Annotated in this window: 20 protein-coding genes; 17 read left to right on the forward strand and 3 right to left on the reverse strand. The window is 68.6% G+C overall.

Annotated features, from left to right (window positions below):
- Position 1 precedes the first annotated feature (1 nt).
- Entirely contained in the window at positions 2-826 is an 825-nt protein-coding gene (locus GBZ48_RS09020) for a WecB/TagA/CpsF family glycosyltransferase (protein ID WP_246307087.1), read from the reverse strand.
- Between the two features lie 422 nt (positions 827-1248).
- Between GBZ48_RS09020 and GBZ48_RS09025 the strand changes: the two genes are divergently transcribed.
- The gene (locus GBZ48_RS09025; protein ID WP_174470734.1) at positions 1249-3546 is read left to right on the forward strand and encodes a helicase-related protein; all 2298 of its coding nucleotides are present in this window, start codon (positions 1249-1251) and stop codon (positions 3544-3546) included.
- 33 nt (positions 3547-3579) lie between these two features.
- On the opposite strand, the gene gpmA is transcribed toward GBZ48_RS09025, so the two are convergent.
- Entirely contained in the window at positions 3580-4341 is a 762-nt protein-coding gene (gpmA, locus tag GBZ48_RS09030; RefSeq protein ID WP_174470735.1) for a 2,3-diphosphoglycerate-dependent phosphoglycerate mutase, read from the reverse strand.
- Between the two features lie 282 nt (positions 4342-4623).
- Between gpmA and GBZ48_RS09035 the strand changes: the two genes are divergently transcribed.
- The 4 genes from GBZ48_RS09035 (at position 4624) to GBZ48_RS09050 (ending at position 9585) form a co-directional block, all read left to right on the forward strand.
- Positions 4624-5025 (forward strand): cyclic nucleotide-binding domain-containing protein, encoded by a 402-nt coding sequence (locus GBZ48_RS09035; RefSeq protein ID WP_109050486.1) that lies wholly within the window; start codon positions 4624-4626, stop codon positions 5023-5025.
- A 19-nt stretch (positions 5026-5044) separates the two neighbouring features.
- A complete protein-coding gene (locus GBZ48_RS09040; protein WP_174470736.1) occupies positions 5045-5389 on the forward strand; it encodes a hypothetical protein in 345 nt (114 codons plus the stop codon).
- Between the two features lie 549 nt (positions 5390-5938).
- Positions 5939-8227, forward strand: a complete 2289-nt coding sequence (locus GBZ48_RS09045) for an ATP-binding response regulator (RefSeq protein ID WP_246307088.1) — start codon at positions 5939-5941, stop codon at positions 8225-8227.
- A gap of 62 nt (positions 8228-8289) precedes the next feature.
- Complete coding sequence (locus tag GBZ48_RS09050; protein ID WP_174470738.1) at positions 8290-9585, forward strand: pentapeptide repeat-containing protein; 1296 nt, start codon at positions 8290-8292, stop codon at positions 9583-9585.
- On the opposite strand, the gene GBZ48_RS09055 is transcribed toward GBZ48_RS09050, so the two are convergent.
- Positions 9582-9800 carry a hypothetical protein gene (locus tag GBZ48_RS09055; protein WP_174470739.1) on the reverse strand — a complete coding sequence of 73 codons (219 nt, stop codon included), beginning with the start codon at positions 9798-9800 and terminating at the stop codon, positions 9582-9584. The genes GBZ48_RS09050 and GBZ48_RS09055 overlap by 4 nt on opposite strands.
- A 180-nt stretch (positions 9801-9980) precedes the next feature.
- Here GBZ48_RS09055 and GBZ48_RS09060 point away from each other — a divergent pair, with 180 nt between their 5' ends.
- The 12 genes from GBZ48_RS09060 to GBZ48_RS09115 all read left to right on the forward strand — a co-directional run bounded on the left by GBZ48_RS09060 (position 9981) and on the right by GBZ48_RS09115 (position 26626).
- Positions 9981-11579, forward strand: coding sequence for a glycosyltransferase (locus GBZ48_RS09060; protein ID WP_211105690.1), 1599 nt, complete (start codon positions 9981-9983; stop codon positions 11577-11579).
- A gap of 117 nt (positions 11580-11696) precedes the next feature.
- A complete protein-coding gene (gene pseI, locus GBZ48_RS09065) occupies positions 11697-12752 on the forward strand; it encodes a pseudaminic acid synthase (protein WP_174470741.1) in 1056 nt (351 codons plus the stop codon).
- Positions 12745-13509 carry a cytidylyltransferase domain-containing protein gene (locus GBZ48_RS09070; RefSeq protein ID WP_174470742.1) on the forward strand — a complete coding sequence of 255 codons (765 nt, stop codon included), beginning with the start codon at positions 12745-12747 and terminating at the stop codon, positions 13507-13509. Before pseI ends, GBZ48_RS09070 begins: the two co-directional genes overlap by 8 nt.
- 32 nt (positions 13510-13541) lie before the next feature.
- On the forward strand, positions 13542-13775 hold the full coding sequence (locus tag GBZ48_RS09075; RefSeq protein WP_098737721.1) for an acyl carrier protein: 234 nt from the start codon (positions 13542-13544) through the stop codon (positions 13773-13775).
- Positions 13776-13910: 135 nt separating this feature from the next.
- On the forward strand, positions 13911-14666 hold the full coding sequence (locus GBZ48_RS09080; protein ID WP_343049480.1) for an alpha/beta fold hydrolase: 756 nt from the start codon (positions 13911-13913) through the stop codon (positions 14664-14666).
- A gap of 7 nt (positions 14667-14673) precedes the next feature.
- Positions 14674-14922, forward strand: a complete 249-nt coding sequence (locus GBZ48_RS09085; RefSeq protein ID WP_174470744.1) for an acyl carrier protein — start codon at positions 14674-14676, stop codon at positions 14920-14922.
- Positions 14919-16097: an AMP-binding protein gene (locus GBZ48_RS09090; protein ID WP_174470745.1), complete on the forward strand. Its 1179-nt coding sequence runs from the start codon at positions 14919-14921 to the stop codon at positions 16095-16097. Before GBZ48_RS09085 ends, GBZ48_RS09090 begins: the two co-directional genes overlap by 4 nt.
- Positions 16094-16870, forward strand: a complete 777-nt coding sequence (locus tag GBZ48_RS09095) for an SDR family NAD(P)-dependent oxidoreductase (RefSeq protein WP_174470746.1) — start codon at positions 16094-16096, stop codon at positions 16868-16870. Before GBZ48_RS09090 ends, GBZ48_RS09095 begins: the two co-directional genes overlap by 4 nt.
- Before the next feature lie 52 nt (positions 16871-16922).
- On the forward strand, positions 16923-17981 hold the full coding sequence (locus GBZ48_RS09100; protein WP_174470747.1) for a 3-oxoacyl-ACP synthase III family protein: 1059 nt from the start codon (positions 16923-16925) through the stop codon (positions 17979-17981).
- Between the two features lie 200 nt (positions 17982-18181).
- Positions 18182-20044 carry a flagellin N-terminal helical domain-containing protein gene (locus tag GBZ48_RS09105; RefSeq protein ID WP_174470748.1) on the forward strand — a complete coding sequence of 621 codons (1863 nt, stop codon included), beginning with the start codon at positions 18182-18184 and terminating at the stop codon, positions 20042-20044.
- A 142-nt stretch (positions 20045-20186) separates the two neighbouring features.
- A complete protein-coding gene (locus tag GBZ48_RS09110; protein WP_174470749.1) occupies positions 20187-20633 on the forward strand; it encodes a flagellar biosynthesis repressor FlbT in 447 nt (148 codons plus the stop codon).
- Positions 20630-26626: a tetratricopeptide repeat protein gene (locus GBZ48_RS09115; RefSeq protein WP_174470750.1), complete on the forward strand. Its 5997-nt coding sequence runs from the start codon at positions 20630-20632 to the stop codon at positions 26624-26626. Before GBZ48_RS09110 ends, GBZ48_RS09115 begins: the two co-directional genes overlap by 4 nt.
- The last annotated feature ends 44 nt before the right edge of the window (positions 26627-26670 follow it).

Below are 26670 nucleotides of genomic sequence, written 5' to 3' on the forward strand. Positions count from 1 at the left end.
CTCAAAGCTCCTTCTGGATAGGCGACCGCCGGATCGGTGACGGAGAGATCCGGGTGGAAGCGGGCGCTGCGGCGCCCGTCCCGCGGGTTCGGAGGGATGCGGCACGGCGAAGGCGAAGGGTGCTCCAGGCAAAGCCGAAGGCACCGATGCAATAGCGGCGGAACAGGCGGCGGGGCTCCTGCGCCAGACGGAAGGCCCATTCCAGGCCGGAGCGCTGGACGGCCTCGGGAGCGCGCTTGAAGCGGCCCGCCAGGAAATCGACGATGGCGCCGCCGTTGACGATCAGCACCGGATGATCCAGCGCGCGCTTCAGCTCCGCGGCGACCTGTTCCTGCTTGGGCATGCCCATGGCGAGCAGGATCACGTCGGGGCGGTTGGCCCGCGCCTGGGCGATGTAATGCTCCACCGGGTGGAAGCCGTGCTGAAGGTCGGCGTAGCGGTGCGGCGTCGCCGTCTCCAGCGCAACGCGGGCGCGGTCCAGCCACGGGGTGGCCGTGCCGTAGATCGCGACCTTGCGGGGGCTGAGGGTCTTCAGCAGCAGCGGGATGAAATCGGTGCCGTTCATGTTCAGGCCGGCCGGCATGCCCAGCACCGGCAGAACCGCCTGCAACCCGATCCCGTCGCGCAGCAGCACGTCCGACGCGCCGAAGGCGGCCAGTGCCGCGTCCGACGTCATGCAGACGTTCAGCCCGTGCGCGTTCAGGAAGGACAGCACCGTCGGACGGTCGGCCGCGCCCAGCCGTTCGATCAGGGCCCGGCGCTCGCCGTCGTTCGAAATGCACCGCATGCGCTCGATCAGTTCCAGGACCTCACGAGGATTCGGCATGCGCATCTCCCAAAAGAATGAATCGGAACAAAGCATTGAACGTTACACGACCGATCTGGCGGCCGGTCCGGCTTGACCCGGTGCCGGGCCTGTCCGCCGGGCGGCGGCGGCTAACCCGTTGGGGTCGGACCACCAAACCTGCGTGGCTCTATGTGGCCGTGCCTCCCCCCTTTTCGCACGGGCGAGATCGGCGAAACGGCGACGGATTCGAATTAGCCCGGGCTTGCTCCGATCGGGGGATTCGGCTTGCCGAATCGACCGGTCAGACCCATAAAGTGAGACCCCGGCCATAAAGAGAGACCCTGGCGCTCTATGGCTGTTGTCTGAGGGCAGAGCCTGACGGCCTTGCCGGACCGGCCGCCCGGCCGATATGACCGGCCGAAGCGTTTGCATCGCCGGGGCAATCTCAAGAAAAGACGATCATGACCGACGACACTTCCGACAACGCCCGTTCCGGCCGTACCCCTGGCACCGCTGACGAGTTCGACCGCCGCGACGCCCTGCGCGCGGTGGCCGCCGTGGTGCGCGGCGACGGGATCGAGGTGGATGCCGACAGCACCCCGGCGCGCTGGACGGTCGCGGTCAACCATGTCGTCCAGATTCCCGGCACCGACCGCAAACTGAAGCTGCGCTTCAAGGTGGCGCTTGGACCCCTTCCGGACATCGAGGCCGACCTGTGGGGCCTGCTGACCATCGAGGAGGGGTTCGGCCGGCCGCAGGCCAAGGCGCTGGGCAAGCGGGTCAAGGGCGCCTGCCTGTCCTCGCCCGCCATCGCCAAGGCGAAGGACCGCGTCGACGGCTGGGTCGCGTCGATGGCCCAGCGGGCGGCCGGCTTCGGCGAATCCTGGCGGCCCAAGGGCCTCGCCGACGAACTGGGCCGCGTCGTCGGCTTCGGCGGCCGGATCCCGCGTTTGCAGACCCTGCTCGACGCGATGGAGGAAGCCTTCTCCACCGCCGCCGCCCGTGCCGGCCTGAAGGTCCGGCGGGAGCGGCTGGAGAACGCGTCCGGCATGGGCGTCTATCTCGACAGCTTCGCCACCGCCCGCGCGATGATCCGCAAGCTGCGGCTGTTCGTCGGTCCCACCAACTCGGGCAAGACCCACGCGGCGATGGACCGGCTGGCCGAGGCGGAGAGCGGCTGCTATCTCGCCCCGCTGCGCCTGCTGGCGCTGGAAGGGCAGGAGGCGCTGGAGACGCGCGGCCGGCCGTGCAGCCTCGTCACCGGCGAGGAGCGCGACGTGCGGCCGGGCGCCGCCTTCACCTCCTCCACCATCGAAATGGTGAACACCAGCAAAGTCTGGGGCGCCTGCGTCATCGACGAGATCCAGATGATCGGCGACCCCGACCGCGGCTGGGCCTGGACCCAGGCGGTTGCCGGCGTTGCTGCCCCGGAAATCCTGATGACCGGCTCCGCCGACGCCATCCCCTACGTCAAGCGGCTGGCCGACGCCATGGGCGAGGAGCTGGAGGTCGTCGAATTCACCCGCAAGTCGCCGCTGCGCGTTCAGGAGGAGCGGGTGAAGCTGGAGGAGGTGAAGGCCGGCGACGCGCTGATCGCCTTCTCGCGCAAGGACGTCATGGCGTTGCGCCACGACCTGCTGGGCCGCAACCACAATGTCGCGGTGATCTACGGCGCCCTGTCGCCGGAGGTCCGCCGGGCCGAGGCGCGCCGTTTCCGCGAGGGCACCGCCGACGTGCTGGTGGCGACCGACGCCATCGGCATGGGGCTGAACCTGCCGGTCGCCCGCGTCGTGCTGTCTACCACCCGCAAATATGACGGGCGGGAGGAACGCGAGCTGACCGCCTCGGAGATCCGGCAGATCGGCGGCCGGGCCGGCCGCTTCGGCCTGCGCGAGGAAGGCCGTGTCGCCGTGCTGGACGGCGAGAGCATCAACCCGGTGCGCCGGGCGCTGACCTCGCCGCCGGTGCCGCCGGAAGATCCGCGCTCGTGGATTTCGCCCAACCTCAGCCATGTCGAGGCCATCGCGCGGGAGCTGGACACCGACAGCCTCGCCAAGGTGCTGCGCACCGCCGGGCAGGAACTGCTGCGCGCCAACCAGACCTTCCGCATGACCGACCTGGAGCAGCGCATCCAGGCGGCAACCGCGGTGGACCGCGCCAGGCTGCCGCTGGCCCAGCGCGACATGCTGGCCCGCTGCCCCATCGATACCCGCGACCAGAACAACCTGCGCCTTCTCGGCGGTTGGGCGGTCAATCAGGGCAGGGGGATCCCCAACGCCGCCCCCGATGCCGCCGAGCGCTTCCGGCACAGCGTCGGCACCGACGTGGAGCTGGAGAAGGCCGAGCGCGCGGTGAAGGAACTGACCGCCTACGCCTGGCTCGCTTACCGCTTCCCGGACGCTTATCCCGAAATGGATCTGTGCCAGGAGCGCCGGGCGCACCTGAACGCCTTCATCGAGCGGACGCTCGCCGAGCGCTCGCTCGCCCGCGCCTGCCCGGTCTGCGGCACGCGGCTGAAGGCCAACCACCGCTTCCGCGTCTGCGACAACTGTTACAGCAGCCGTGTCGAGGAGCGCCGCGGCGGCCGGCGGGGTCCGCCGGAGCGGGGCAATGGCGAGAAGCCGGCGCATCAGCACCATTTCCACCACCCGGTTGGGAACGACGGCGGCCGCGATGCGGGTCGTGACCCCGGCCGGGGCGCTCCCCGCACCGGCCCCCGTACCGGTAGAGGCCCGAAGCGGCGAAGCGCAACACCGTAAGCGCTGGAAGCCCCCTTTCGAGCGGGAGGGGGCTTATGCCGCCGCGCTGCTGTCCTTGTCGGCCTCCTCGCGCTTCGGCCAGCTGATTTCCTCGACCGTGCCGTTCTCTCCCAGGAAATAGCGGCGGAGCGGTATCAGGTCGGCTCCCAGCTCATAGACCAGCGGGCGGCTGGTCGGGATCTCGAACAGCGGGATGTCCTGTTCGTTGACATTGTCCAGGTGCTTGACCAGCCCGCGCAGGCTGTTGCCATGGGCGGAGACCAGCACCCGGGCTCCCAGCCGCAGCGCCGGCGCGATCTCGTCGCGCCAGAAGGGGATGACGCGTTCGGTGGTGTCCTTCAGGCTCTCGCCGCGCGGCAGGTTCGCCTTGGCGAGCCCGGCGTAGCGGCGGTCGGTGACGGCCGACCGCGGGTCGTCCGGTTCGATGGCTGGAGGCGGCACGTCCCAGCTTCGCCGCCACTGGAACACCTGCTCGGCCCCATGGCGCTCCGCCGTCTCCGCCTTGTTCAGCCCTTGCAGCGCGCCGTAATGCCGCTCGTTCAGGCGCCAGTGCTTGTGCACCGGCAGCCACAAGCGGTCCATGTCGCGCAGGACGAGGTGCAGCGTCTCGATTGCCCGGCTCAGCACCGAGGTGAAGGCGATGTCCACATCGATGCCGGCTGCCTTCAGCAACTCGGCAGCCTTGTGGGTCTCGGCGATGCCGCGGTCGGTCAGGCCGACGTCGGTCCAGCCGGTGAAGCGGTCTTCCGCATTCCACACGCTCTGGCCATGGCGCAGCAGGATCAGTCGGTGCATGGCGGGTCTCCCTTCCAACTCCGGCACTCCATCGCCGGGCACATGAGAGTTGAAACAGGGCTGTAACTGAGCCGGTTCCCGCGACAAAACGGCGCAGCACCGGGTGGTCATTGGCCGGTGGCGGGCACGTCCGCGGTTTCAATCCGATTTCATGATTGCTTCCACAGACACCAATTATGTCAGTCGCGAAATCGTGGCGACATACGCGAACAATAATCCTCCGGTACGGTCACCTCATTCGAACACGCCGGCCTGGCCGGCCACAGCGGAAGGGAAGGGCCGATGACGCAACCGAACACGGAATCGCAGACTTCATCCGGCACCGCGGGCCTGCGGGGCGCAACGCCGAACCATTCCGATTATCGCCCCAGCAACCTGACAACCTTGCGTACCGAGGCCACGATGCTGCATCATCATGACGTCATCTCCAGAGCCGTTTCGACCGACCGCGAGATCACTCTGGAGGCGCTTCGTGTGTTCACCTATCTGAGCCGGAGGCTCCATTTCGATCGCTCCGTTCCGGTGCTCCAGTCCGAGCTGGCTGATGCGCTGGGCATGCAGCGGCCCAATGTGAACCGGGCCATCAAGCTGCTGGAAACCAAGCAGATCCTTCTGCGGGAATCCAAACTGGGGCGCGCGATCACGTTCCGGCTCAATCCGGGACTGGAGGGCGGCCGGGCGTGAGTGTTTGGTCAGGGATGGAATGATCGTCGAGACACGTGAACTGTTCTTCACCAATTCCGCCCTGAAGAAAGCCCTCGCCTGGTACCAGAAGGCTCCGAACCAGACGGATCTGCCGCTGGGCGTCGTCACCACGGTGACGCCAACCTCCGATGGCGGTCTGTCGGTCCAAATCCAGCAAAGCGGCGCCTCCAGATCGCGGGAGGTGGTCTTCACCCCCAGCAAGACGCTGGCGCTGCTTCTGCTGTTCTGCCGACGCCAGAAGGTCCCGATCCCCCGCGATGCCGGCAAGGAGATCGAGGCGGCCGATGACGGCCTGATCCTCATCGTGCGTGGCGAGACGCAGACGTCCGCACCCCCTCCCTGATTTGATCGTCCCATCCTTGCGACGCCGCCGCGCTTCCCGCGCGTGCGGCCCATTTGCGTTTCGGCTCCCGTACTGCAACCGGCAGGAGCGTTGGCGCACTTTATCTAAAGTAGTGAACAATCCCGCAATTGTGCCGGATATTCCACGGTTTCGCGCACCCAGCCATTGACCCAATGGGCAGGTGATTACGATATTGGTCATAGTCGCCAAGACTGATCGCATGGGATTTCTTCCTGTGATATTGTTCCTCTGGCTAATGGGGCTAAGCTTTAGTTCCGAACCGTCAACCGAACGGGGAACTGCGGGTTGATTTGTCATTCGAACATTCGGAAAAGTTGAAACTTACTCTTGGCTGCTTCGCTTGTCTCGATTGGCATCCCAGTCGCTGGCGACCCGGCCGCTCTCCTGTCACCCGCCCAGTTCCGCCACCGCCCAGGATTTTCCGCCGATGACCGTCACCCACCAGTCGCCGCTTTGGAAGGAGCTTCGGCATCGTCTGCCGCTGATCCAGCCAATGCCCGTGTGACCGGGCCGATGTCATCGCCACAGATGCCTCCGCCTTCCCTGTCGTTAGCCGCCGGCCGCGGCCGTCTCGCCGCCTCTCCACGGATGCTGGTCGCCTTCTTGTGCGCGATGCTGGCGCTGCTGGGAACGGCCTCCTGGGCCACCGTCACTGCGCTCGACTATCGTGACACGCTCGACCGGGCCGAGAAGGACGCACGGGAAGCGGCCATCCTGCTCGACAGCCATGCGCGCGGCGTGCTGGACGCCAGCGTCGGCTTGCTGGAACAGCTCGCTGGCCGGATGGACGGACGTGGCCTGGCCTCCTGGGGACAGCGCACACTGCCCGAGGCGATGGCGGTGGAGCGCAACGGCCGCGTCACGCTGCTCAGTGCCGACGGGACGGCGCTGTACGGTCCCACCGTCGCCTTCGCCGAGCCGGAAACCAGCGACGGCCTGTCGCTTCTGGTCCGCCCCTTATCGCCGGAGGAGGAGCATCGGATCCTGCCGGCCTTCGGGCATGTGGCGGGGCAGCCGGCCATTCTTCTCGCCCGCCGCATCCACACTGCGGCGGGCGTTTTCGATGGTGCGGTCCTGGTGGCCGTGCCGCTGGCGGCCCTGGATCCGGTGCTGAAACCCTTCGACGCGAGCGCTCGCTCGGTCGGTCTGTACCGCCCCGACGGCGCCCGCCTCGCCGGCACGGGCCCCCCGTCGCTAGGCCCGCTGCCACGGCTCGAAGCCGGTACCATCCGGGTCGATGCGAAATGGGTGGTGAACGGCAAGCCCTCGATTCTCGGATTGAAGCGGATGGCCGGCCTGCCGATCCTGTCGGTGGTGACGATCCCGCGCGCCAACGTGCTGGATCCCTGGTATGTCCGGATGGAGCGCGGTCTTATCGTAGTGGTTGCCGGCGTCGCCGCACTGGCAGGCCTCTCCCTGCTCGGCGCCGCCAGCCTGCAACGGGAGGCGCTGGCCCGTCAGGCTCTGACGGAGGCGAACGCCCAGCTCGAACAGGCCAATGTCCAGCTGGAGCAGCGGGTGGAGGAGCGCACCGCAGCGCTCAGCGCCCTCAACGTGAAGCTGAGCCGCGCGCTGGAGGAAAAGGAGCGGGCCAATCAGGCGAAGGGCCGTTTCCTGTCGGCCGCCAATCATGATTTGCGCCAGCCTTTCCAAGCCTTGCGGCTTTTTCATCATATTCTGATGGAACGCCTCGCCAACACCCGTGACCATGCAATCGCCGAGAAGATGGGTGAGGCGCTGGACGCCGGCGAGAAGCTTCTGCATGCCCTGCTGGAGGTGGCGACGCTGGATGCCGGCGTTGTGCGACCGCAGCTGGCCGACGTGCCGGTGTCGGCGGTGTTCGAGGATCTGCTGGCCGAATTCCGCGGCATGGCGGCGGAAAAGGGGCTGGTCCTGCGCGCAATGCCAACCCGGATGGTGATCCGGACCGACCGCACGCTGCTGACCCGCATGTTGGGCGATCTGGTGCGCAACGCCATCCGCTTCACCGACGAGGGCCGCGTCACCATCGGCTGCCGCCATCAGGGCAGTCGTCAGGGCCGGTGGCTGCGCATAGAGGTGTGGGACACCGGGACTGGCATCCCGCCCGAACAGCTCGACAACATCTTCGAGGATTTCGTCCAGCTCGGCAATCCGGAGCGCGACCGCCGCCAGGGCCTCGGCCTCGGCCTCGCCAAGGTGCGTCGAAAGGCGGCACTCCTGGGCCATGCGGTGGAGGTCCGGTCACATCAGGGCCGCGGTTCGGTCTTCGCGGTCAGCGTGCCGGTGGTCGGAACCGAACGGGTTTCGACCGCGGCGCCGGTGCAGGACGCCGATCCGGTGGTGGCCGGCGACCGGTTGATCCTGGTGGTGGAGGATGACCCGATCCAGCGCGATGCCGTGCGGCTGCTGCTGGAAAGCTGGGACTATCGCGTTGTCGTTGCGGATGAGGGCGAGAATGCCCTGGCGCTGATCGGCGGGGCCAAGCTCCAAGCCAGCCCCACCAAGGCCGGCTCCCCAAAGGCCGGCTCCGTGCCCGACACGCCCGTTCCCGACCTCATTGTCAGCGATTTCCGCCTGCCGGGCCGGCTGACCGGCGTGCAGATGGTGGCGAAGGTGGGGGAGCGGCTGGGCCGTCCGGTGCCCGGCCTGATCCTGACCGGCGACACCGCGCCGGAACGCATCCGCGAGGCGGTCGCCACCGGCTGCCGGCTTCTGCACAAGCCGGTGTCGCCGGAGGAGTTGCGCGGAGTCATCGCCTCCATCCTGTCGGAGCGGCTGGGAGGCCGTCCGGCCGACGGTGGGGAACCGGCCATGGAGAACGAGTCAGCGGCATGAATTAACCCTTTCTGAAGTTGGCCTGCCGCACACTGGCGCCGGGAAAGGGAGTTCACGGGACCATGGTGCAGAATCGCACGCTCAGGCGCCTCGATCAGGCGCAGCTCGATCAGGCGGTGCGGAAACACGAGATGTTCCGCAATGCCCGTGTCGGCGGCGCGCGTGCCAACCTCTCATTCTGCGATCTGTCGGGCCTCGACCTGTCGGGACGCGATCTGGCCCATGCCGATTTCGTCGGTGCCAGCCTGCGCGGCGCCGACCTGTCCGGTGCACGGCTCGACTGCGCCTCCTTCTTCGTCGCCGACCTCCGGCAGGCCAATTTCGACGGGGCCAGCCTGATCAAGGCCGACCTGCGCGGCGCCTGTCTGCGTGGCGCCATCCTGGTCGGCGCCAACCTGTTCGAGGCGGATCTGCGCGACGGCTCCCTGGCCGAGAAGGACCGCTCCGGCCATCTGCACATGGTGCAGATCGAGTCCAGCCCGGCGGACGCCGACGGTGCCGACCTGTCCGGGGCCAACCTGACCAACGCCCGGATGTCGGGCATCATGGCAGTACACACCGACTTCTCGGATGCGGTGATGCGCGGGTGCAAGCTGGTGCGGGCGACCATGCGCGGCGCCAATTTCACCGGCTCCAACCTGGAAGGAGCCGACCTGTCCGGCGCCGATCTGCGCGGCGCCTGCCTGCGCGGCGCGGTGCTGACCGGCGCCACCATGGTGATGGCCGACCTCACCGACGCCGACGTGGAAGAGGCGCTGACCGACAAGCCGGTCGGCCGTGTGGTGGCGGAATTGGGACGGTCGCTGGAAGACCTCCTGAGCGACCACATGACCTGGGTGGGGTCGAGCGGGGCGCAGGGCGCGATGCTCGACCTGTCCGGTTTCGATCTGCGCCATGCGCCGTCGCTGGCCCACATGTGCCTGACCATGCTGCGCGCGGCCGGGGCGACGCTCTACGGCCTGGACCTCTCCGGCGTGCAACTGCAGGCCGCGGTGCTGGACCGCGCCGACCTGCGCGGCGCCAAGCTGACGGACGGCGACCTGCGCGGCATCAGCCTGCGCAACGCCAAGCTGAACAATGCCGACCTGCGCAACGTCAACCTGCGCCCCCTGGTGTTCGACGAGCAGCGGTCCCGCCCGGCCGACCTGTCGGGCGCGAAGCTGCGTTATGCCGATCTCAGCGGCGCCTGCCTGCGGTCGGTCAATCTCGGCAATGCCGACCTGTCCTTCGCCAACCTGCGCGGCTGCGACCTCGCCAGGACCGATCTGACCGGTGCCAAGCTGTTCGGCGCCAAGCTGGAACGCCGCGCCTTGAACGAGGGGGTGATCCTGGACGGCGTCGCCGGGCTGAAGACTTAGGCGGCCGTCCGCGACAGCTTCTGGGTCAGCCGGCGCAGTTCCAAGGCGGCCCGGTCGGCGATGCGTTGCGCCTCCACCAGCATGCCGGTGAGGTCGCCGACTTCAGGCGCGATCTCGCCCGCGGCATCGGACATCGCGTCCAGTTCGGCAGCGGCCTTTTCGATCAGCCCGGTCACGACGCCGGCGGCACCGGTGGTGGAGTCGAAGCCAGCCATGTCAGATCCCCTTTTAAAAATGTGGTTATTCGGAGTGTGTCGCAATCCGCCGCCTTGCGCAACGGCTTCTGCCGCGCTGCACACATCGCCCATGGATTGCCGAAGGCAGTGCCTGCTTGCACGGCTTGCGGTGGCGGCGGTACACACGGGAAGGCTGTCTGGAGTGGAAGGGTCAAGACAATGCCGGGAACGGTTCCATCCGACCGCGTGACCGCGGCCGCCGCCGCCCTGACGGTCTTTCTCACCGACCGGCAAATCGACGCCGGCAAGCTCAACCGCTTCACCGCGCTCTGCGACGAGATCCGGCGGACCATCGAGTTCGACGGCCGGATGGAGCTTGCCGAACGGCTTGAGCGCGACGTGCCGGTGAACGACACGATCCGATTGCGTTCCGTGCTGTTCCATCTGACCGGCGATCTCTATCATCTGGAGCGCATCCTTCATTACCTGATCCTGGGCGGCGACAGCGCCGATCCGGCGGCGCTGCACTACACCCACTGGTGCATCTCGCGGCAGCTGTTCCTGGGAACCGCCAGCGGCGAGAAGATGGCGACCTTCGTCGCCTGCGACCTGTTCCGCTATTACACGGCGATGGTCAGGCAGATCGCGCGGCGCTGGGGGCTGACACCGGCGCGGGCGGCCTTTCGCGACGGGCCGATCCGCCGCGTCGCGGTGGTGACCAACCAGTTCACCAACCAGGGACACCAGCCGACCCGCGACTGTTTCGACTTCGCCGCCCGCATGCAGGACGATTTCGGGCTGGACGTCGCCATCATCAACGTCAACGGCATGCCCGCCAGGGTCGAGAATGTCTTCATCCCGCCGATGGTGGCGGAGGTCACGGCCGATCTGGAAGGCGTCTATGCATTGAAGATGTTCGGCCGGCAGGTGAAGGTCGCCTCCTTCACCGAGCCGGCCTTCAGCCAGGACAAGCTGCGCGTCATCGTCGAGGCCATCGACGGCTACGATCCGGACCTCATCGTCGCCTTCGGCGGGTCCAACATCGTCGCCGACCTCTTCGCGGAGGCCGATACCCGCCCGGTGGTGGCCATCCCCACCACCTCCAGCATCACCATCTCGCTCGCCCACATCGTGCTGGGGTACGAGGAGAACGACCACACCCGCTCCATCCCGGCCCTCTACCGGGCGCCGTTCGCCCGCCGTTTCCGCCCCTTCACCTTCGGCTTCACGCCGCCGCCGTCCGACGGCAAGCGCGTCGAAACCGGCTTCCCGGACGACACTTTCCTCTTCGCGGTGGTCGGCACCCGCCTGGATCTGGAGGTGGGGGCGGAGATTTTGGATCTGTACGACGAAATCCTGGAGCGCTGCCCGGACAGCGCTCTGGTCTTCGCCGGGGAGGTGAAGGAACTGCCGGGCCGCCTTGCATCCCTGCGCAATCGGGACCGCATGCGATGCCTCGGCCATGTCCCCGACATCCGCGCCTTCTATGCCCGCTGCCACGTCTTCCTCAACCCGCCGCGCCAGGGCGGTGGCGGCGGCGCCTCCTATGCGCTGGCGGAGGGGGTGCCGGTGATCAGCTATGGCTCGGGCGATGTCGCCAGCAATGCCGGCCCGGCGTTCTGCGTGTCCGACCGCGATGCCTATCTGGCGCGTGCCGTGACGCTCGCCACCGATGCCAAGACCCTCGCCGAGGCCAGACTTGCGGCCAAGGCGCGCTTCGTCGAGATCGGCGACCGCACCCGCTGCGTCGAACGGCTGCTCGCCTACGGAGAGGAGGCGCGGACCCTGCTGCGCGGCGGACCGGCCGCCGGAAATTAACCTTCCTTCATGATTTCGTGAAAGACTGGGTCCGTCAGACCGATCCGATTGGAAAACCTGCCCGTGTCGAATGCCGCTCCAGGCCATGCCAACGGCCGCCTCCCCAGCCGACCGCCGATGTCCATCGCGGGGCGCCCGATTGGGCAGGGGCATCCGCCCTACCTGATCGCGGAGATGTCGGGGAACCACAATGGCGACCTCGGCCGTGCCCTGGCGCTGGTGGATGCGGCGAAGGAGGCGGGGGCCGACGCGGTCAAGCTGCAGACCTACACCGCCGACACCATCACCATCGCCCATGACGGTCCCGGCTTCCGGCTGGAGGGCGGGCTCTGGAACGGACGCACCCTGCATGACCTCTACCGCGAGGCGCACACCCCGTGGGACTGGCACGCCCCCCTGTTCGAGCGGGCGCGGTCGCTCGGGCTGACCATCTTCAGCTCTCCCTTCGACGAGACCGCCATCGAGTTGCTGGAGGATCTTGACGCCCCGGCCTTCAAGATCGCCTCCTTCGAGGTGATCGACCTTCCCCTGATCCGCCGTGCCGCACGGTCCGGCAAGCCGCTGATCATCTCCACCGGCCTTGCCACGCTGGGCGAGATCGAAGAGGCAGTGGCCGCGGCGGGCGATGTCCCGCTCGCCCTGTTGCATTGCGTCAGCGGCTATCCCACCCCGCCGGAAGACTGCAACCTCCGGACGATCGCTCATCTGGCGGAGGCTTTCGGCGGCGTAACCGCCGGCCTGTCCGACCACAGCCAGGGCATCGCCGTGCCGGTCGCCGCCGCGGTGATGGGTGCGGCGGTGATCGAGAAGCACTTCACCCTGTCGCGCGCCGACGGCGGTGTCGACAGCGCCTTTTCTCTGGAGCCGGCGGAGTTCAGGGCGATGGCCGACGCCGTGCGCACGGCGACCGCCGCCATGGGCTGCGTCGATCACGGGGTGAAGCCCAGCGAGGCCGGCGGTCGCAACTATCGCCGTTCCCTCTATGTCGTTGCCGACGTGGAGGCGTGGGAGCCGCTGACCGCCGCCAATGTCCGTTCCATCCGCCCCGGCTTCGGGATGGCGCCCAAGCATCTGCCTGAGGTGCTGGGCCGCCGCGCTGTCCGCCGCCTTCGCCGGGGCGAACCGCTGGGCTGGGACATGCTGGCGCCTCCAGAGGAGGGGCCGCGTGGCTAAGCCCCCGAGCAGGCAGAGGATCGTCGCCATCTCGCAGGCGCGCATGACCTCGACCCGGCTGCCGGGCAAGGTGCTGATGCCGGCCGCCGGCCGTCCGCTGCTGGCTCATCATCTGGAGCGGCTGTCCCGCACGCCTAGCCTGGATGCGGTGGTGCTGGCGACGACGGTGAATGCCGCCGACGACCCGGTGGTGGAATGTGCGCAGGGACTTGGCGTCGCCGTTTTCCGCGGCGACGAGCAGGATGTGCTGGGCCGCTTCGCCGGCGCGGCGGCGCTGGCCGATGCCGATCTGGTGGTGCGCGTCACCGCCGACTGTCCGCTGATCGACCCGGCGCTGATCGGCCGCCTGATCGCCGCCTTTCAGGATGGCCAGCCGCTGGACTATCTGTCGATCGACAGCACGCGCTATCCGCGCGGTCTGGACGCCGAGATCTTTCCGCGCCGTCTGCTGGACGAGGCGGCGGCGAACGCCACCGATCCGGCGGAGCGGGAACACGTCACCCCCTACCTCTACCGCCGCCCCGACCGTTTCCGGCTGGGGACGGCGCTGGTGCCCGACCTGCCGCTGGACAGCGATCTGGAAGGTCAGCGCTGGTGCGTGGACGAACCCGCCGACTATGAACTGGTGCGCCGCCTGCTGGAGGCGCTCTTGCCGGTCAACCCCGTCTTCGGCTGGCAGGATTGTTGCAAAACTCTTCGTGACCACCCCGATTGGGTGGACATCAACCGCTCGGTCCGGCAAAAGTCGCTGCACTGACCCGGTGCCGGCTCGACCAAGGAGAAAAACTGATGGATCGCAACGAATTCCTTCTCGCTCTTGACGAGATGCTCGAACTGGATCCCGGCACGCTGACCGGCGATGAGGCCCTGGAATCGTTGGAGGCCTGGGATTCGCTGGCGGTCATCAGCTTCATCGCGCTGGTGGACGAAAAGACCGGCGTCGTGGTCGAAGGCGAGAAGCTGGCCAAGGCCAAGACGGTCGGCGACCTGCTGGCCCTGGCGGGTGCGCCGGTCGCGGCCTGAACGGTGCCCGTTTCCCGGCCTGTTTCAGCCCGCCCCGTTTCGGCCGGCCCTGTTTCGGAAGGAAGCCGTCTGCGCGCCGGTGTCGCCACCGTCGCCGGCGGCCCTGCCGCTTATCTTTCGGTGGGCAGCGGCGGCGTGCCCGTGCTGCTTCTGCATGGCTTTGCCGGCGACCGACTGACCTGGCAGTTCAATCTGTCAGCCCTGTCGTCGCGGCGGCGTGCCATCGCCGTCGACCTGCCGGGCCATGGCGGATCGACGCCCGATGTCGGCAGCGGCCTGGTTTCCGACTTCGCGCCGTGGCTGCTCGAATTCCTCGACGGGCTGGAACTGCCGCGCGTGCATGTGGTCGGCCATTCGATGGGCGGCTATGTCGCGCGCGAACTGGCGAGGCTGGCGCCCGACCGGGTGGCGAGCCTGACCCTGCTGTCGAGCGCCGGCCTGGGCACGGCTTTCGATCTGGAGTTCCTGCGGCGGGCCATGGCACCCGCCGATGTGGCGGAAGGACGTGCCTGCGCCGAACGGCTGTTCGCCGGCCCCTCGCCACTGATTCCCCGCTTCGGTGAGGTGCTGCACGCGCAGGGCGCCGACCCGGTCCGCCGCGCCGGATTGGAGCGCATCGTCGCGGAGTCCTTCGCCGCCCATGCCGGAGGCGGACCGCCGGTGGACTGGAGCGCCTATCCGATGCCGATCCAGGTGCTGTGGGGCCGCGAAGACCGCATCATCCCGATGCCGCCGGCCGACTGGCTGCCGCCGGCCGCACTCTACCGGGTGTTCGACAATGCCGGCCACCTGCCGCATATCGAGGCCGCCAGCCCGGTGACCGCCGCCATCCGCAGCTTTCTGGACAGCTGCGACGCCGCTCGATCCGGGCCGTCCGATCCGTTGAGTTGAAAAGACCATGACCGACAGCATCTTCGCCCTGATCGCCGAGGAACTCGGCCGCATCGCCGCCGACAAGGGGGAGGTAATGCCGCCCCTGACGGCGGACAGCCGTTTCCTCGACGGCGATCTGCCCATCGATTCCCTCGACCTCGCGACGTTGCTGGTGGTGCTGGAACAGCGGACCGGCCAGGATCCCTTCCGCGAGGGCTTCCGCCAGTTCACCACCGTCGGCGAACTGGCGGCGCTCTACACCGTCCCGGCATGACCGGCCGCCGCCCCGACTGGCTCCATCCTGCCTTCCGCCTGATCGAAGGGGAGGACAGCTTCGTCTGGGCGGATCTCGCGGCACTGCCGGTTCCGGCGGGCGGCGTCGTGCAGGCCGACCGGCCGTCGCGCGTGCTGGCCGCTCTGGCGGCGGCGGAAGCGGCGGGGCAGGGCCTGCTGCTGGCCCGTGGCGTGGCGGATCCGGAGGGCTGGCAGCCGGAACAGGGCTTCACCGTCACGCTGGAGAGTTCCGGCACCACCGGCGCACCCAAGCGCCTGCGCCACGACTTCGCCCGGCTGCGCGGCCGGCTGCGCGGCGCGGCGGAGGAGGGGGCGCGCTGGCTGCTGACCTACGATCCCGGTGCCTTCGCCGGCCTTCAGGTGATGCTGACCGCCGCCGCAGCCGGGGCTCTGCTGGTCGCCGTGCCCGGAGGCGGTGGCGGCACCATCGCCGCCTTGGCACAGGCGGCGCGCCGTCATGCCGTGACCCATGTCAGCGGCACGCCCAGTTTCTGGCGCGCCTTCCTGATGGCGCTCGGCGATGCGGAACTGCCGCTGGCCGCGGTGACGCTGGGGGGCGAGGCGGTCGACCAGCCGCTTCTCGACCGGCTGGTGGCGCGGTTCCCCCACGCCCGGCTGCGCCATATCTACGCCTCGACCGAGGCCGGTGCGTTGTTCGCCGTCGCCGACGGCCGCGCCGGCTTCCCCGCCGCTTGGCTGGACGACGCGCCCGACGGGCTGGCGCTCCGCATCGTCGACGGCGTGCTTGAGGTGCGCAGCCCGCGCGCCGCCCCCGGAGTGGCCGACGGCGAGGGCTGGCTGTCCACCGGCGATCTGGTGGAGCGCCGGGGCGACCGGGTGCTGTTCGCCGGCCGTCTCGACGGGTTGGTCAATGTCGGTGGTGTGAAGGTCTCCGCCGAAGCGGTGGAACGCCGCCTGCTGGCGGTCGACGGGGTGGCCGATGCCATGGTCATGGCCGTGCCGAGTCCGATCACCGGCCATCTGCTGACCGCCACCATCGTGGCGGCGCCGGGCGTGGACGAGGCAACGTTGCGCGCCGGCCTGCGCGCCGCCGCCGCCGACCTGCTCCCCGCCGCACGCCCGCGCGCCCTGACCTTCGCCGACCATATCCCGCTGAGCATTGCGGGCAAGAAGAGCCGAAAGGGACCACAATGACCGCTGCCCATCCGACCGTGGACGACGGCTCCCTGGCCAAACGGCACGTCATCGTCACCGGTGGCAGCCGTGGCCTCGGCCTCGCGCTGGTGGAGGCGCTGCTGGCCGACGGCTACCGGGTCTCCACCTGTAGCCGCGCCCCGTCGGACGCGCTGGAGCGGCTGTCCGGCCCCGACCTGTCCTGGCATCCCTGCCGGATCGGCGATGGGGCGGAGGTCCGCGCCTTCTTCGACGCCGCTGTCGCCTGGGGCGGCAATTCGCCGCTGTGGGGGCTGGTCAACAATGCCGGCATCGCCCGTGAAGGCGTGCTGGCGACCTTTCCGGAGGTCGATGCCGAGGCCGTGATCCAGACCAACCTCACCGGGGCGCTCCAGGCCGCCCGCGCCTTCCTGCGCGCCAAGCTGGTGGCTCGTGGGGCGGGCGCACAGGGTGGGCGCATCGTCAACATCTCCTCCATCATCGGACAGCGCGGCTATGTCGGTCTGGCCGCCTATTCGGCGTCGAAGGCCGGGCTGGACGGGCTGACCCGGGCGCTGGCCCGGGAAGTCGGGCGGCGGGCGATCACCGTCAATTCGGTGGCGCCGGGCTATCTCGACACGGAGATGTCGGGCAGCCTGTCCGACGGGCAGCGCGACCAGATCGTGCGCCGCACCCCGCTGGGCCGGCTGGGCACCGCGGCGGACGTGGTGCCGCTGGTCCGTTTCCTGCTGAGCGACGGCGGTGGCTTCATCACGGGTCAGACCCTTACAGTGGATGGCGGCATCACCTGCTGAGGCCGCGTGTGACGCTGCAGGAAAACGGGGCAAGAAAACGGGGAAGGCGGAGATGGTCGCCAGCCGGATCGACGGGGTGAGCGTGCGCGGCATCGTCGGCTGCGTGCCGGACGGGCGTGAAACGGTTGCGGATCTCGCCCGCCGCTTCGGTGAGGAGGCCGCCCGCAAGGTCGCCGCCGCCACCGGGATCGAGGAGCGGCGGATCGTTGCCCCCGGCCAATGCACCAGCGACCTTGCCGAGGCCGCCACCCGCCGCCTGCTCGACGGGTTGGGGTGGGAGCCCGACAGCATCGACCTGCTGGTTCTGGTGACCCAGACCCACGACCAGACGCTGCCCGGCACCGCGTCCCTGCTGCACCGGCGGCTCGGGCTGCGCAAGGGCGCGGCGGTGCTCGACATCACCCATGGCTGCTCCGGCTTCGTCTATGGGCTGTGGGTCGCCGGCGGGATGCTGAAGCCGGCCGGGCGGAGGGCGCTGCTGCTGGTCGGCGACACCACCTCGCGGCTGATCGATCCGGAGGACCGGGCGGTCGCCCCGCTGTTCGGCGATGGGGCCGCCGCGGTGGCGCTGGAACTTGACGACAGGGCGGAACCGATCGCCTTCGACCTGGGCAGCGATGGGGCCGGCGCGCCCTATCTGGCGGCCGACGGCGGGGCGATGCGCCATCCGGACCGGCCGCCCCGCCTGTTCATGGACGGGACCCAGGTCTTCGCCTTCACCCTGCGCGAAGTGCCGGCAAGCGTGCGTGCCGCGCTCGACGGCGCCGGCTGGACCACGGACATGGTCGACCACCTCGTCCTGCATCAGGCCAATGCCCAGATGATCCGCCATCTGGGCCAGAAGCTTGGCGTCGCTGCCGACCGCACCGTCGTCGCCCTGCGCGACGTCGGCAACACCAGTTCCGCCTCAATTCCCCTGGCACTTGCCGCTTCGCTGGCCGACAGCCTGACCGCAGGCCCTCGCCGGCTTTTGCTGTCCGGCTTCGGCGTCGGCTGGTCCTGGGGCAGCGCGGCGCTCGTCGCCGGGCCGCTGGCGGTGTGCGAAACGGTTGTCCTCCCCGGCAGGAAATACCCGGCAGAATCTGCCGCCCCGGCAAGCCCTGCCGCCTGATCGGCAGAATTTGCCGACGGATAGGCAAAATTTGCCGAGCCGTTTGCTGCCCACCGGCACGGATTACCAAGGAAACCCGGCAAATTTGAACTGGCCCGCTTTTTGCCTACCCCTTTGGCGGGGGAATTAGTCCCCTTCCGGTTCAAGCGCCTCGAAAGCAGTGCGCTTCCGGACATTGATCCTCCAAAGGAGTGGCTACCATGGCCGGCAACGTTACCCTGTCCTCTTCCATGCGGACCAACCTCCTGCAGCTGCAAAGCACGCAGGAGCAGATCAACAAGAAACAGAACATCCTGTCGACGGGCAACAAGGTCAACACCGCCCTCGACGGCCCGACCGCCTTCTTCTCGGCCAAGGGTCTGAACCAGCGCGCCGGCGACCTGACGTCGCTGAAGGACGCGATGGGTCAGTCGATCAGCACCATCCAGGCCGCCGACAAGGGCCTGACCTCGATCGACTCCATGGTCGACCAGGCGAAGGGTCTGACCACCGCCGCCTATGCGGCTCTGGGCAACGATGCCGCCTCCGTCGCCACCCGCAAGTCGCTCGCCGCCCAGTTCAACACGCTGCGCGGCCAGATCGACAAGCTGGCCGCCGACAGCGGTTACGGCGGTAAGAACCTGATCGCCGGCAACGGCATGAGCATGGAGAGCACCAGCGCCTCCCGTGCCGCCGTCAACAGCATGACTGGCGTCGACAATGCCCGCGTCACCAACGTGCAGTCGGCCGACACCTACTCGATCCGCGTCAAGGGCGACGGCTCGATCGAAGGCAAGACCGCCGACATTTCCAGCGCGGAAAATGCGCACGGCTTCACCGGCCTGAAGCTGTCGGGCACGATGTCCGGCACGTCGGGCAGCTTCTCCGACGTCCAGATCGAGGTGCGCGGCGCCAACGGCCGTTCCCGCGACTTCATCGTGACGGACGGCACCGAGAGCCGCACGATCTCCTACTTCGACAACACCCAGACCACCTCGACCGCCCTGAAGACGGCCGCCAAGACCGGTTCGGCCCAGGTGTCGACGGTGAACATCGGCGGGACCATCGAAGAAGGCGACATCTTCACCATCACGGTGGAAGGCCAGTCCTTCAGCTACACCGCCACGAAGGGTGACGTCGCCGTCGGCCAGAACGCTTCGGCCCAGGTGGCCGCTCAGTTGAAGGCCTCGATCAGCACGGCCCTCACCGGTACCGGCCGCCTGGTCGGCAAGGACGTCGCCACCGCAACCGTCACCGCAACCGGCACGATCACCCTCACCGGCAACGCCACGGCCGGCGCGGTGACCGACTTCACGCTGACCTCCAGCGCCACCAACGCGCTGACCAAGAAGATTTCGGAAAGCTTCGCGTCGGGCACCATCGTGTCCTTCACGGTCGACCGCCGCCTGCTGGAAGCGGCCAACAACCAGGGCAACGGCGTCTCGACCATCGAGAAGAAGGTCGACCTGCAAATCCAGGTCACCAACTCCAACGGCGCCCAGGTCACCCGTGACGCCACGAACGACAAGGGCGACGGCAAGCTGACGGGCGGCGATCAGGCTTTCGCCTTCGACAGCGGCACCGTGCACCTGGACGTCGATGCGAAGACGATCAAGAAGGCGGCCTCGGCCAACTGCTCGGCCAACATCGTCACCAAGCAGATTTCCGACGCCAACTCCAAGAACGACATCACCGTCCAGCTGAACGAGACGAACACGAACTCGATCACGGTGAGCGCGGTGAACCTGACCACCAGCGGTCAGGGCCTGAAGCTCGACGAAGCGCAGAACGACTGGACCGACCGCGCCGACATCGACAAGGCGGTCTCCGGTCTCGACAACGCCAAGGCGACGATCCGCTCCGCCTCGCAGTCGCTGTCGACCAACCTGAACATCATCACGACCCGCGAGAACTTCACCAAGGAGTTCAGCGACGTGCTGACGGAAGGCGCTAGCAAGCTGACGCTGGCCGACCAGAACGAGGAAGGCGCCAGCCTGCTGATGCTGCAGACCCGGCAGCAGCTGGGCACCATCGCCCTCTCGCTCGCCAACCAGTCGCAGCAGTCGATCCTGCGCCTGTTCTAAGGCGTAGAGTTCAGACGGCGAGTTCGGGTAGGATCACGCCCGGCGGGCGGCGGCATCAGGCCGCCGCCCGTTTCTTTTTTGGGCCGGACCGGTCCGGCAAAGGCCGGACGGCAACGGCCCGCAAGCCCCGGGTTCCCTACTCATGCCACTCAAGTTCGTGCTTCGTCCCAACGAGAAGGTCATCATCAACGGTGCCGTCATCGGTGCCGGCGACCGTCCGGGTTCGTTCTTCCTCTACAACACCGCCAACTTCCTGCGCGGGCGCGAGGTTCTGAAGGAAGAGCAGATCGACTGCATCGAGAAGAAGCTCTATTTCGTCATTCAGCTCGTCTACATCTTCCCGGAAGATTCGACGCTGAATCTTCAACGCTTCGCTTCGATATTGGACGAAACCCGCGAAGCGCGGCCGGACGCTTCCAAGATGCTGGACGAGATCGCGCGTCTGGTCGAAAGCCGCAATTATTATCGGGCGCTCAAGCTCTGCCGCAAGCTGTTCAGGACGGCGGATGGCGGATCGCTGGATGGTGGTATGGCCGATAGCGCCACCGGCGACGACGAAGACCCACCGAGCACCGATCGGACGCCGTGACCGTCGCCGAGCTGCTCGACGCCGCATTACCGCTGCATCGCGCCGGCCGCCTTGCCGAGGCGCTGGTGCTTTACCGCCGGATCCTGTCCGATGATCCGGCGCATGCCGACGCACTGCACCTGTCGGCGATCATCGCGCACCAGACCGGCCGCACCGCGGAGGCACTGGCCAATCTGGGGGCCGCGCTGGCGGTGCAGCCCGGCTTCGCCACGGCCTACAACAGCCTCGGCAACGTCCTGGCCGATCTCGGCATGCTGGAGGAGGCGCTGGCCGCCTATGTGGTCGCAATCCGGCAGAACGACCGCTATGTCGAGGCCTATAACAATCGCGCCACCGTGCTTCAGCGCCTCGGCCGGCGGGATGAGGCGGCGGAGGCCTACGCCCGTGCGCTGACCATGGGGCCGGACAACCTGACGGCCCGTTTCAATTACGGCGTGCTGCAACGGGAATTGGGCCAGATTTCTCCAGCAGCCAACGCCTTCTATGCGGTGGTGCAGGCCGACCCTTCCCATTCCGCCGCATGGCGGCACCTGGCGATCTGTTTGCGTAACTTGGGCCATCCCGATGCGGAGGCCTGTCTGCGCCGCGCACTGCAAGACGCGCCGGGCGATAAGGATCTGTCGCTGGAACTGGGCGCCCTGCTGAACAGCCGAGGTGACCACGAGGCGGCCTGCGGCGTCCTGGCTGCGGCCGTCGCGGCCCATCCCGGCACTGCGCAGTTGCACTTCAGCTACGGCACCGCCCTTCAGGGCACGCGGGGCCTGAGGGAAGCGGTCGTGCAGTTCCGTCTGGCGCTGGACCGCGAACCGACGATGCAGGGGGCGTGCAACAATCTGGGCGTGGCCTTGCTCGAACTGGGAGAGTTGGGCCCGGCGACCCTGGTGCTCAGCCGCGCGGTGGCACTCAGTCCCGGCGATGCCATGGTGGTGAACAACCACGGCACGTCGCTGGAAAACCGCTACGACCTGGAAGCCGATTCCGAAAGGCCGGCGCGCTGGTATCGGCGAGCCCTGCGGCTCCGTCCCGATTATGGCAAGGCTCTGGTCAATCTTGCCGGCATCCATATCCTGCGGCGCGAACTCCACCATGCCGAACGTCTTTATCGCAGCGCCGCGGTGGCCGACCCGCGCAGCGTGGAGACCTTTGTCAATCTCGGCGGTCTGCTGCTCGACCGTGACGACCTTTCCCGGGCGGGACGGATGTACCGGCGAGCCCTGGCGATCGACGCCGGCAGCCCTGCCGCGCTGACTGGTTACGGTCTGGTCCTGCAAAGGCTCGGCCGCATCGGCGAGGCGGAGGCCGCGCATCGGCGTGCGCTGGAGATCGACGGCCGGCATGCGGAAGCGGCCGGCAACCTCGGCATGCTGCTCTGGCAATGCCATCAGGACGATACCGCGGCCGAACCCTGGATGGACCTTGCCTTGTCGGTCAATCCGTCGCTCAACACCGCGCATCTCAACCGCGGCATGCTGCGGCTTTCCCGCGGCGATCTGCCCGGTGGCTGGGACGGCTACCGTCGGCGGTTCTGGGCGAAGGGCTATGTGAACCGGCGGATCGCCGCCCCGCTGTGGCAGGGGGAAAATCCCGCCGGGCGCCGCCTGCTCGTCTGGCGGGAACAGGGGGTCGGCGATGAGATCATGTTCGCCTCCTGCTACCCGTCGCTGATCGGGCAGGCCGGGCATGTGGTGATCGAATGCGACCGCCGGCTGGTGCCGTTGTTCGCGCGCTCCTTCCCTCAGGCGACGGTCAGGGCGGAGTCGGTCGATGGCGCGGGCGATGAAACCATCCAGCCGCCGGACGTCGATGCCCATGTCCCGGCTGGCGACCTGCCGGGTCATCTGCGCGCCAGCCTGTCCGGTTTCAACGGGCAGGCGCCCTGGCTGGTGCCGGACCCGACGCTGGTGGAACAGTGGCGGAAGCGGCTGACGGCGCTGGGGCCGGGCCTGCGGGTCGGCATCGGCTGGCGCAGCCAGATGATGACGTCGGAGCGCACGGCCGCCTATGTGATGCTTGACCACTGGGGGCCGCTGTTCGCCGTGCCCGGACTGGTTTTCGTCAATTTGCAGTATGGCGAGTGCGAAGCGGAGCTTCGGGCGGCGGAGGAGCGCTTCGGCGTGACCATCCACCGTTGGGCCGATCTGGACCTGAAGGACGATTTCGATGGCGCGGCGGCGTTGACCGCCAACCTGGATCTGGTGATCTCGCCGGCGATGTCGGCGGGCGAACTGGCCGGTGCGCTGGGGGTTCCGATCTGGCGCTTCGGTGCCCGCGACTGGACCCAGCTGGGCAGCGGGGTTCGCCCCTGGTTCCCGACGATGCGCCTGTTCCAGCCTACTCCCGGCGAAGCTCTGGACGGAGCGATTGCCCGGATGGCGAAGGAGTTGCAGCGCATGGCATCCGGCAGGCCGCAGGCGCAGCAACCGGCCCAGCAACCGGCCATAATTGCGCCCGCCAAGCCGGATCCCGACGACGACCGGAAGATGGCCGAAGCCGTCGCCCATTACCGCACCGGCGACTTTGCGCTGGCGGAGTCCCTGGTGCGGCAACTTCTCGACAGGGTGCCCGGCCATCCGGTCGCCCTGCATCTGGGCGGTGTGCTGGCCAAGCGGCATGGTTCGCTGGAGGAGGCGCAGGACTTGCTGGTCCGGGCCTCCGCTGCCGACCCGCACAACGCCTCGGCCCATGCCGCCCTGTGCGAAGTCCGACAGGGGCTGGGCCAGTTCGAAGCCGCCGACCGTTCATCCCGCGCCTGCGTCGCCGCACAGCCGGACGGTGTCGGTCATTGGGTAAACCGGACGGCGCTGCTCCGCCGCACCGGTCAAGTGGCCACCGCCCGGTCCGCCATCATCCACGCATTGCGCCTGCGCCCCGATCTGGCGCCCGCTCTGGGGCACCTTGCCGAACTGGCCGACACCCCCGGGGATGCGGTGAGGGTCCATCGCATTGCGGTCAGCCTGACGCCGGGAACCGCCGATGTCCTCAGCAATCTGGGCGGTACCCTCCACAAGCTTCTCCGCTTCGACGAGGCGGCGCGATTGCTGGAACGTGCGATCCGCTGCGACCCCGGCCTTGCCGTCGCCTGGACCAACCGCGGCAATGCGCTGGAAGCGATGGGCCGGATTGCGGAAGCGGAGACCTGCCACCGGACCGCCATCGAGCTTGCGCCGTCATTGGCCGATGCGCACGGCAACCTTGCCTATCTATTTAAAAGGCACGGCCGGCAGGAGGAGGCACTTGCCGCCTTCGACGCGGCACTGGCGGCCGACCCCAAGCACGCACAGGCGCGATACAACCGCTCCCTTCTGTTGCTGGAAACGGGCGCCTTGCGTGCCGGCTGGGCCGACCATGAATGGCGCTTTGCCACGCCGCAATTCCAGGATCAGCGGCGCCGACTGACCATGCGGGCATGGCGCGGCGAGAACATTGCCGGGCGGCGGCTGCTGGTGTGGCGGGAGCAGGGGGTGGGCGACGAGATCCTGTTCGCCTCCTGCTATGAGGAAGCGATGCGACGCGCCGGTCGCCTGGTGATCGAATGCGACCGCCGACTGGTGCCGCTTTTCAGGCGATCCTTCCCCGGCGCCGACGTCCGGCCGGAGAGTCCCGACCCGCGCGACGCCGATCTCCAGATCGCCGCCGGCAGCCTGCCGCGCCTGCTCCGTGCCGATCTGAAGCGCTTTCCCTCCCGATCATCCTGGCTGGTGCCGGACCCGGCACTGGTGGAGCGGTGGCGGGAGCGGCTGGCGGCGCTGGGGCCGGGCCTGCGGGTCGGCATCGGCTGGCGCAGCCAGCTGATGACCGCCGACCGCAAGGCCGCCTATGTGATGCTGGAGCATTGGGGACCGCTGTTCGCCGTGCCCGGCCTGACCTTCGTCAATTTGCAGTATGGCGACTGCGAGGCCGAGATTCGGGCGGCGGAGGAGCGCTTCGGCGTGACCATCCACCGTTGGGCCGATCTGAACCTGAAGGACGATTTCGATGGCGCGGCGGCACTGACCGCCAACCTGGATCTGGTGATCTCGCCGGCGATGTCGGCGGGCGAACTGGCCGGTGCGCTGGGGGTTCCGGTCTGGCGCTTCGGCGGTCGCGACTGGACGCAGCTTGCCACCGGCGTCCGCCCCTGGTTCCCGACCATGCGGCTGTTCCAGCCGAACCCCGGCGAAGGGCTTGAGGCCGCGATTGCCCGGATGGCGAATGCAGTGCGTGCCAGCGCGACGCCGCGGGGCAGGGCGGCCAGTCCGGCAGCGAACTGGGCAGGGGGTGGCGAGTCCGGGACTGCCGACGCCGCAGATCCGGACCCCGACCCGGACAGGCTTCTGGAAATTGCGGTCGCCACCCACCGCAGCGGTGCCCATGATGAGGCGGCTCCCCTCTATGAACGGGTGCTGGCAAGCCGCCCACGCGACCCGGTGGCCTTGCACCTCTCGGGCCTGCTCGCCCACCAGTCGGGCGCGTCGGCGCGAGGGGAGGGGCGCATCGCCGCTGCGGTCGCCGAGGCTCCGGAATATGCGACGGCGCATATCAGCCTGGGGAATGTCCGTCTGGCGCTCGGGCTGGCGGGGCCGGCGGCGGCGAGTTTCCGGACCGCTCTGGCGATCCAGCCCGACAGCGCGGCGGCGTTGACCAACCTCGGCAATGCACTCGACGCGCTGGAGCGGAGCGCCGCCGCAGCCGACCTCCATCGGAAGGCGGTCGCGGCCGACCCGGATCTGGCGGAGGCGCACGACAATCTCGGCGTCGCCCTCGCCCGGCTGGGCCGCTGGGCCGAGGCCGAGCGGGCGCATGCACAGGCGCTCCGTCGGGCACCGGGTCTGGAAGCCGGGTGGATCAACCTGTCGGTGGCGCTGCGCCGCCTCGGCCGGCTGGATACGGCGGAACGGGCAGGGCGCCGTGCCCTGGCGCTCGCCCCCGCCCTGGCCGACGCAATGGCAAACCGCGGCCGGCTGCTGCGCGAACTGGGGGATCCCGCCGCGGCAGGTCCGTGGTGCGCCCGCGCGCTGGCGGTTGAGCCCGGCCATGCAGCGGCGGCCTTCAATAGCGGATTGCTGGAGCTGACGGCCGGCCAACTGGCACGGGGCTGGGATGGCTATGACCGCCGCTTCGACACGCGCGACATGGCGGCGGCATTCCGGCGCCCCGGTGCCCCTCTCTGGGACGGCGGACCTCTGTCGGGGAAGCGCCTTCTGGTCTGGCGCGAACAGGGCATCGGCGACGAGTTGATGTTTGCACAGCGTTTGCCGGAGCTGATCGCCCGGGCCGACCATGACGGGGGCCATGTCGTCGTCGAATGCGATCCCCGCTTCGTACCGCTGTTCGCCCGTTCCTTCCCCCGGGCAACGGTGCGGCCGGCCCCCGCCACGCCCGGCGAGCCGTCGTCCGACATCGACGCCCATGCCCCCATCGGATCGCTGTCGCGCCGATTGGGCGGCTCCCTGCCGGATTTCGCCGCTGTGGGACCGGCCTTGCGCGCCGACCCGGCGGCGATCGAGACCTGGCGGCGATGTCTGTCCGGATTGGGAGACGGCCTGCGGGTCGGCATCGCCTGGCGCAGCAGCCAGCTCGATCCCGACCGCATGCCCGATTACACGCGCATCGAGGATTGGCGGCCGGTGCTGACCTTGCCCGGCCTGATCCCGGTCAACCTGCAATATGGCGACTGCGATGCGGAACTGGCAGCGGCACGCGCCGCTTTCGGCCGGGCGCCGCATGATTTTGCCGACCTCGACCTGCGCAACGATCTCGACGGCACGGCGGCGCTGATGTCGGCCCTGGATCTGGTGATCGCCCCGGCGACCTCCACCGGCGAGCTGGCCGGAGCGCTCGGCGTACCGGTCTGGCGACTGGGACGCACGGGCGATTGGACGGCGCTCGGCACCGGTGTGCGGCCTTGGTTTCCGTCGATGCGGCTGTTCTGGACCGGTCCCGGCGAACGGGTGGCCGACCTCCTTCCCAAGGTGGCGGTGGAGCTTGAGCGCTTCCGCCGGGTCGGCGGCTGAGGGCCGTTTCCGGAGAATCCGGACGCCAAAAGGCCGGGATGAGG

It is taken from the genome of Azospirillum melinis (assembly GCF_013340935.1).
GTDB classification, from domain to species: domain Bacteria; phylum Pseudomonadota; class Alphaproteobacteria; order Azospirillales; family Azospirillaceae; genus Azospirillum; species Azospirillum melinis.

What these genes read in the sequence shown, in the direction of transcription:
- GBZ48_RS09110 (WP_174470749.1), top strand. Translation starts at nt 20,187, where the DNA reads ATGCCACTCAAGTTCGTGCTTCGTCCCAACGAGAAGGTCATCATCAAC.
- GBZ48_RS09025 (WP_174470734.1), top strand. Translation starts at nt 1,249, where the DNA reads ATGACCGACGACACTTCCGACAACGCCCGTTCCGGCCGTACCCCTGGC.
- gpmA (WP_174470735.1), bottom strand. Translation starts at nt 4,341, where the DNA reads ATGCACCGACTGATCCTGCTGCGCCATGGCCAGAGCGTGTGGAATGCG.
- GBZ48_RS09040 (WP_174470736.1), top strand. Translation starts at nt 5,045, where the DNA reads ATGATCGTCGAGACACGTGAACTGTTCTTCACCAATTCCGCCCTGAAG.
- GBZ48_RS09035 (WP_109050486.1), top strand. Translation starts at nt 4,624, where the DNA reads ATGACGCAACCGAACACGGAATCGCAGACTTCATCCGGCACCGCGGGC.
- GBZ48_RS09055 (WP_174470739.1), bottom strand. Translation starts at nt 9,800, where the DNA reads ATGGCTGGCTTCGACTCCACCACCGGTGCCGCCGGCGTCGTGACCGGG.
- GBZ48_RS09090 (WP_174470745.1), top strand. Translation starts at nt 14,919, where the DNA reads ATGACCGGCCGCCGCCCCGACTGGCTCCATCCTGCCTTCCGCCTGATC.
- pseI (WP_174470741.1), top strand. Translation starts at nt 11,697, where the DNA reads ATGTCCATCGCGGGGCGCCCGATTGGGCAGGGGCATCCGCCCTACCTG.
- GBZ48_RS09045 (WP_246307088.1), top strand. Translation starts at nt 5,939, where the DNA reads ATGCCTCCGCCTTCCCTGTCGTTAGCCGCCGGCCGCGGCCGTCTCGCC.
- GBZ48_RS09060 (WP_211105690.1), top strand. Translation starts at nt 9,981, where the DNA reads ATGCCGGGAACGGTTCCATCCGACCGCGTGACCGCGGCCGCCGCCGCC.
- GBZ48_RS09020 (WP_246307087.1), bottom strand. Translation starts at nt 826, where the DNA reads ATGCCGAATCCTCGTGAGGTCCTGGAACTGATCGAGCGCATGCGGTGC.
- GBZ48_RS09085 (WP_174470744.1), top strand. Translation starts at nt 14,674, where the DNA reads ATGACCGACAGCATCTTCGCCCTGATCGCCGAGGAACTCGGCCGCATC.
- GBZ48_RS09075 (WP_098737721.1), top strand. Translation starts at nt 13,542, where the DNA reads ATGGATCGCAACGAATTCCTTCTCGCTCTTGACGAGATGCTCGAACTG.
- GBZ48_RS09100 (WP_174470747.1), top strand. Translation starts at nt 16,923, where the DNA reads ATGGTCGCCAGCCGGATCGACGGGGTGAGCGTGCGCGGCATCGTCGGC.
- GBZ48_RS09050 (WP_174470738.1), top strand. Translation starts at nt 8,290, where the DNA reads ATGGTGCAGAATCGCACGCTCAGGCGCCTCGATCAGGCGCAGCTCGAT.
- GBZ48_RS09095 (WP_174470746.1), top strand. Translation starts at nt 16,094, where the DNA reads ATGACCGCTGCCCATCCGACCGTGGACGACGGCTCCCTGGCCAAACGG.
- GBZ48_RS09105 (WP_174470748.1), top strand. Translation starts at nt 18,182, where the DNA reads ATGGCCGGCAACGTTACCCTGTCCTCTTCCATGCGGACCAACCTCCTG.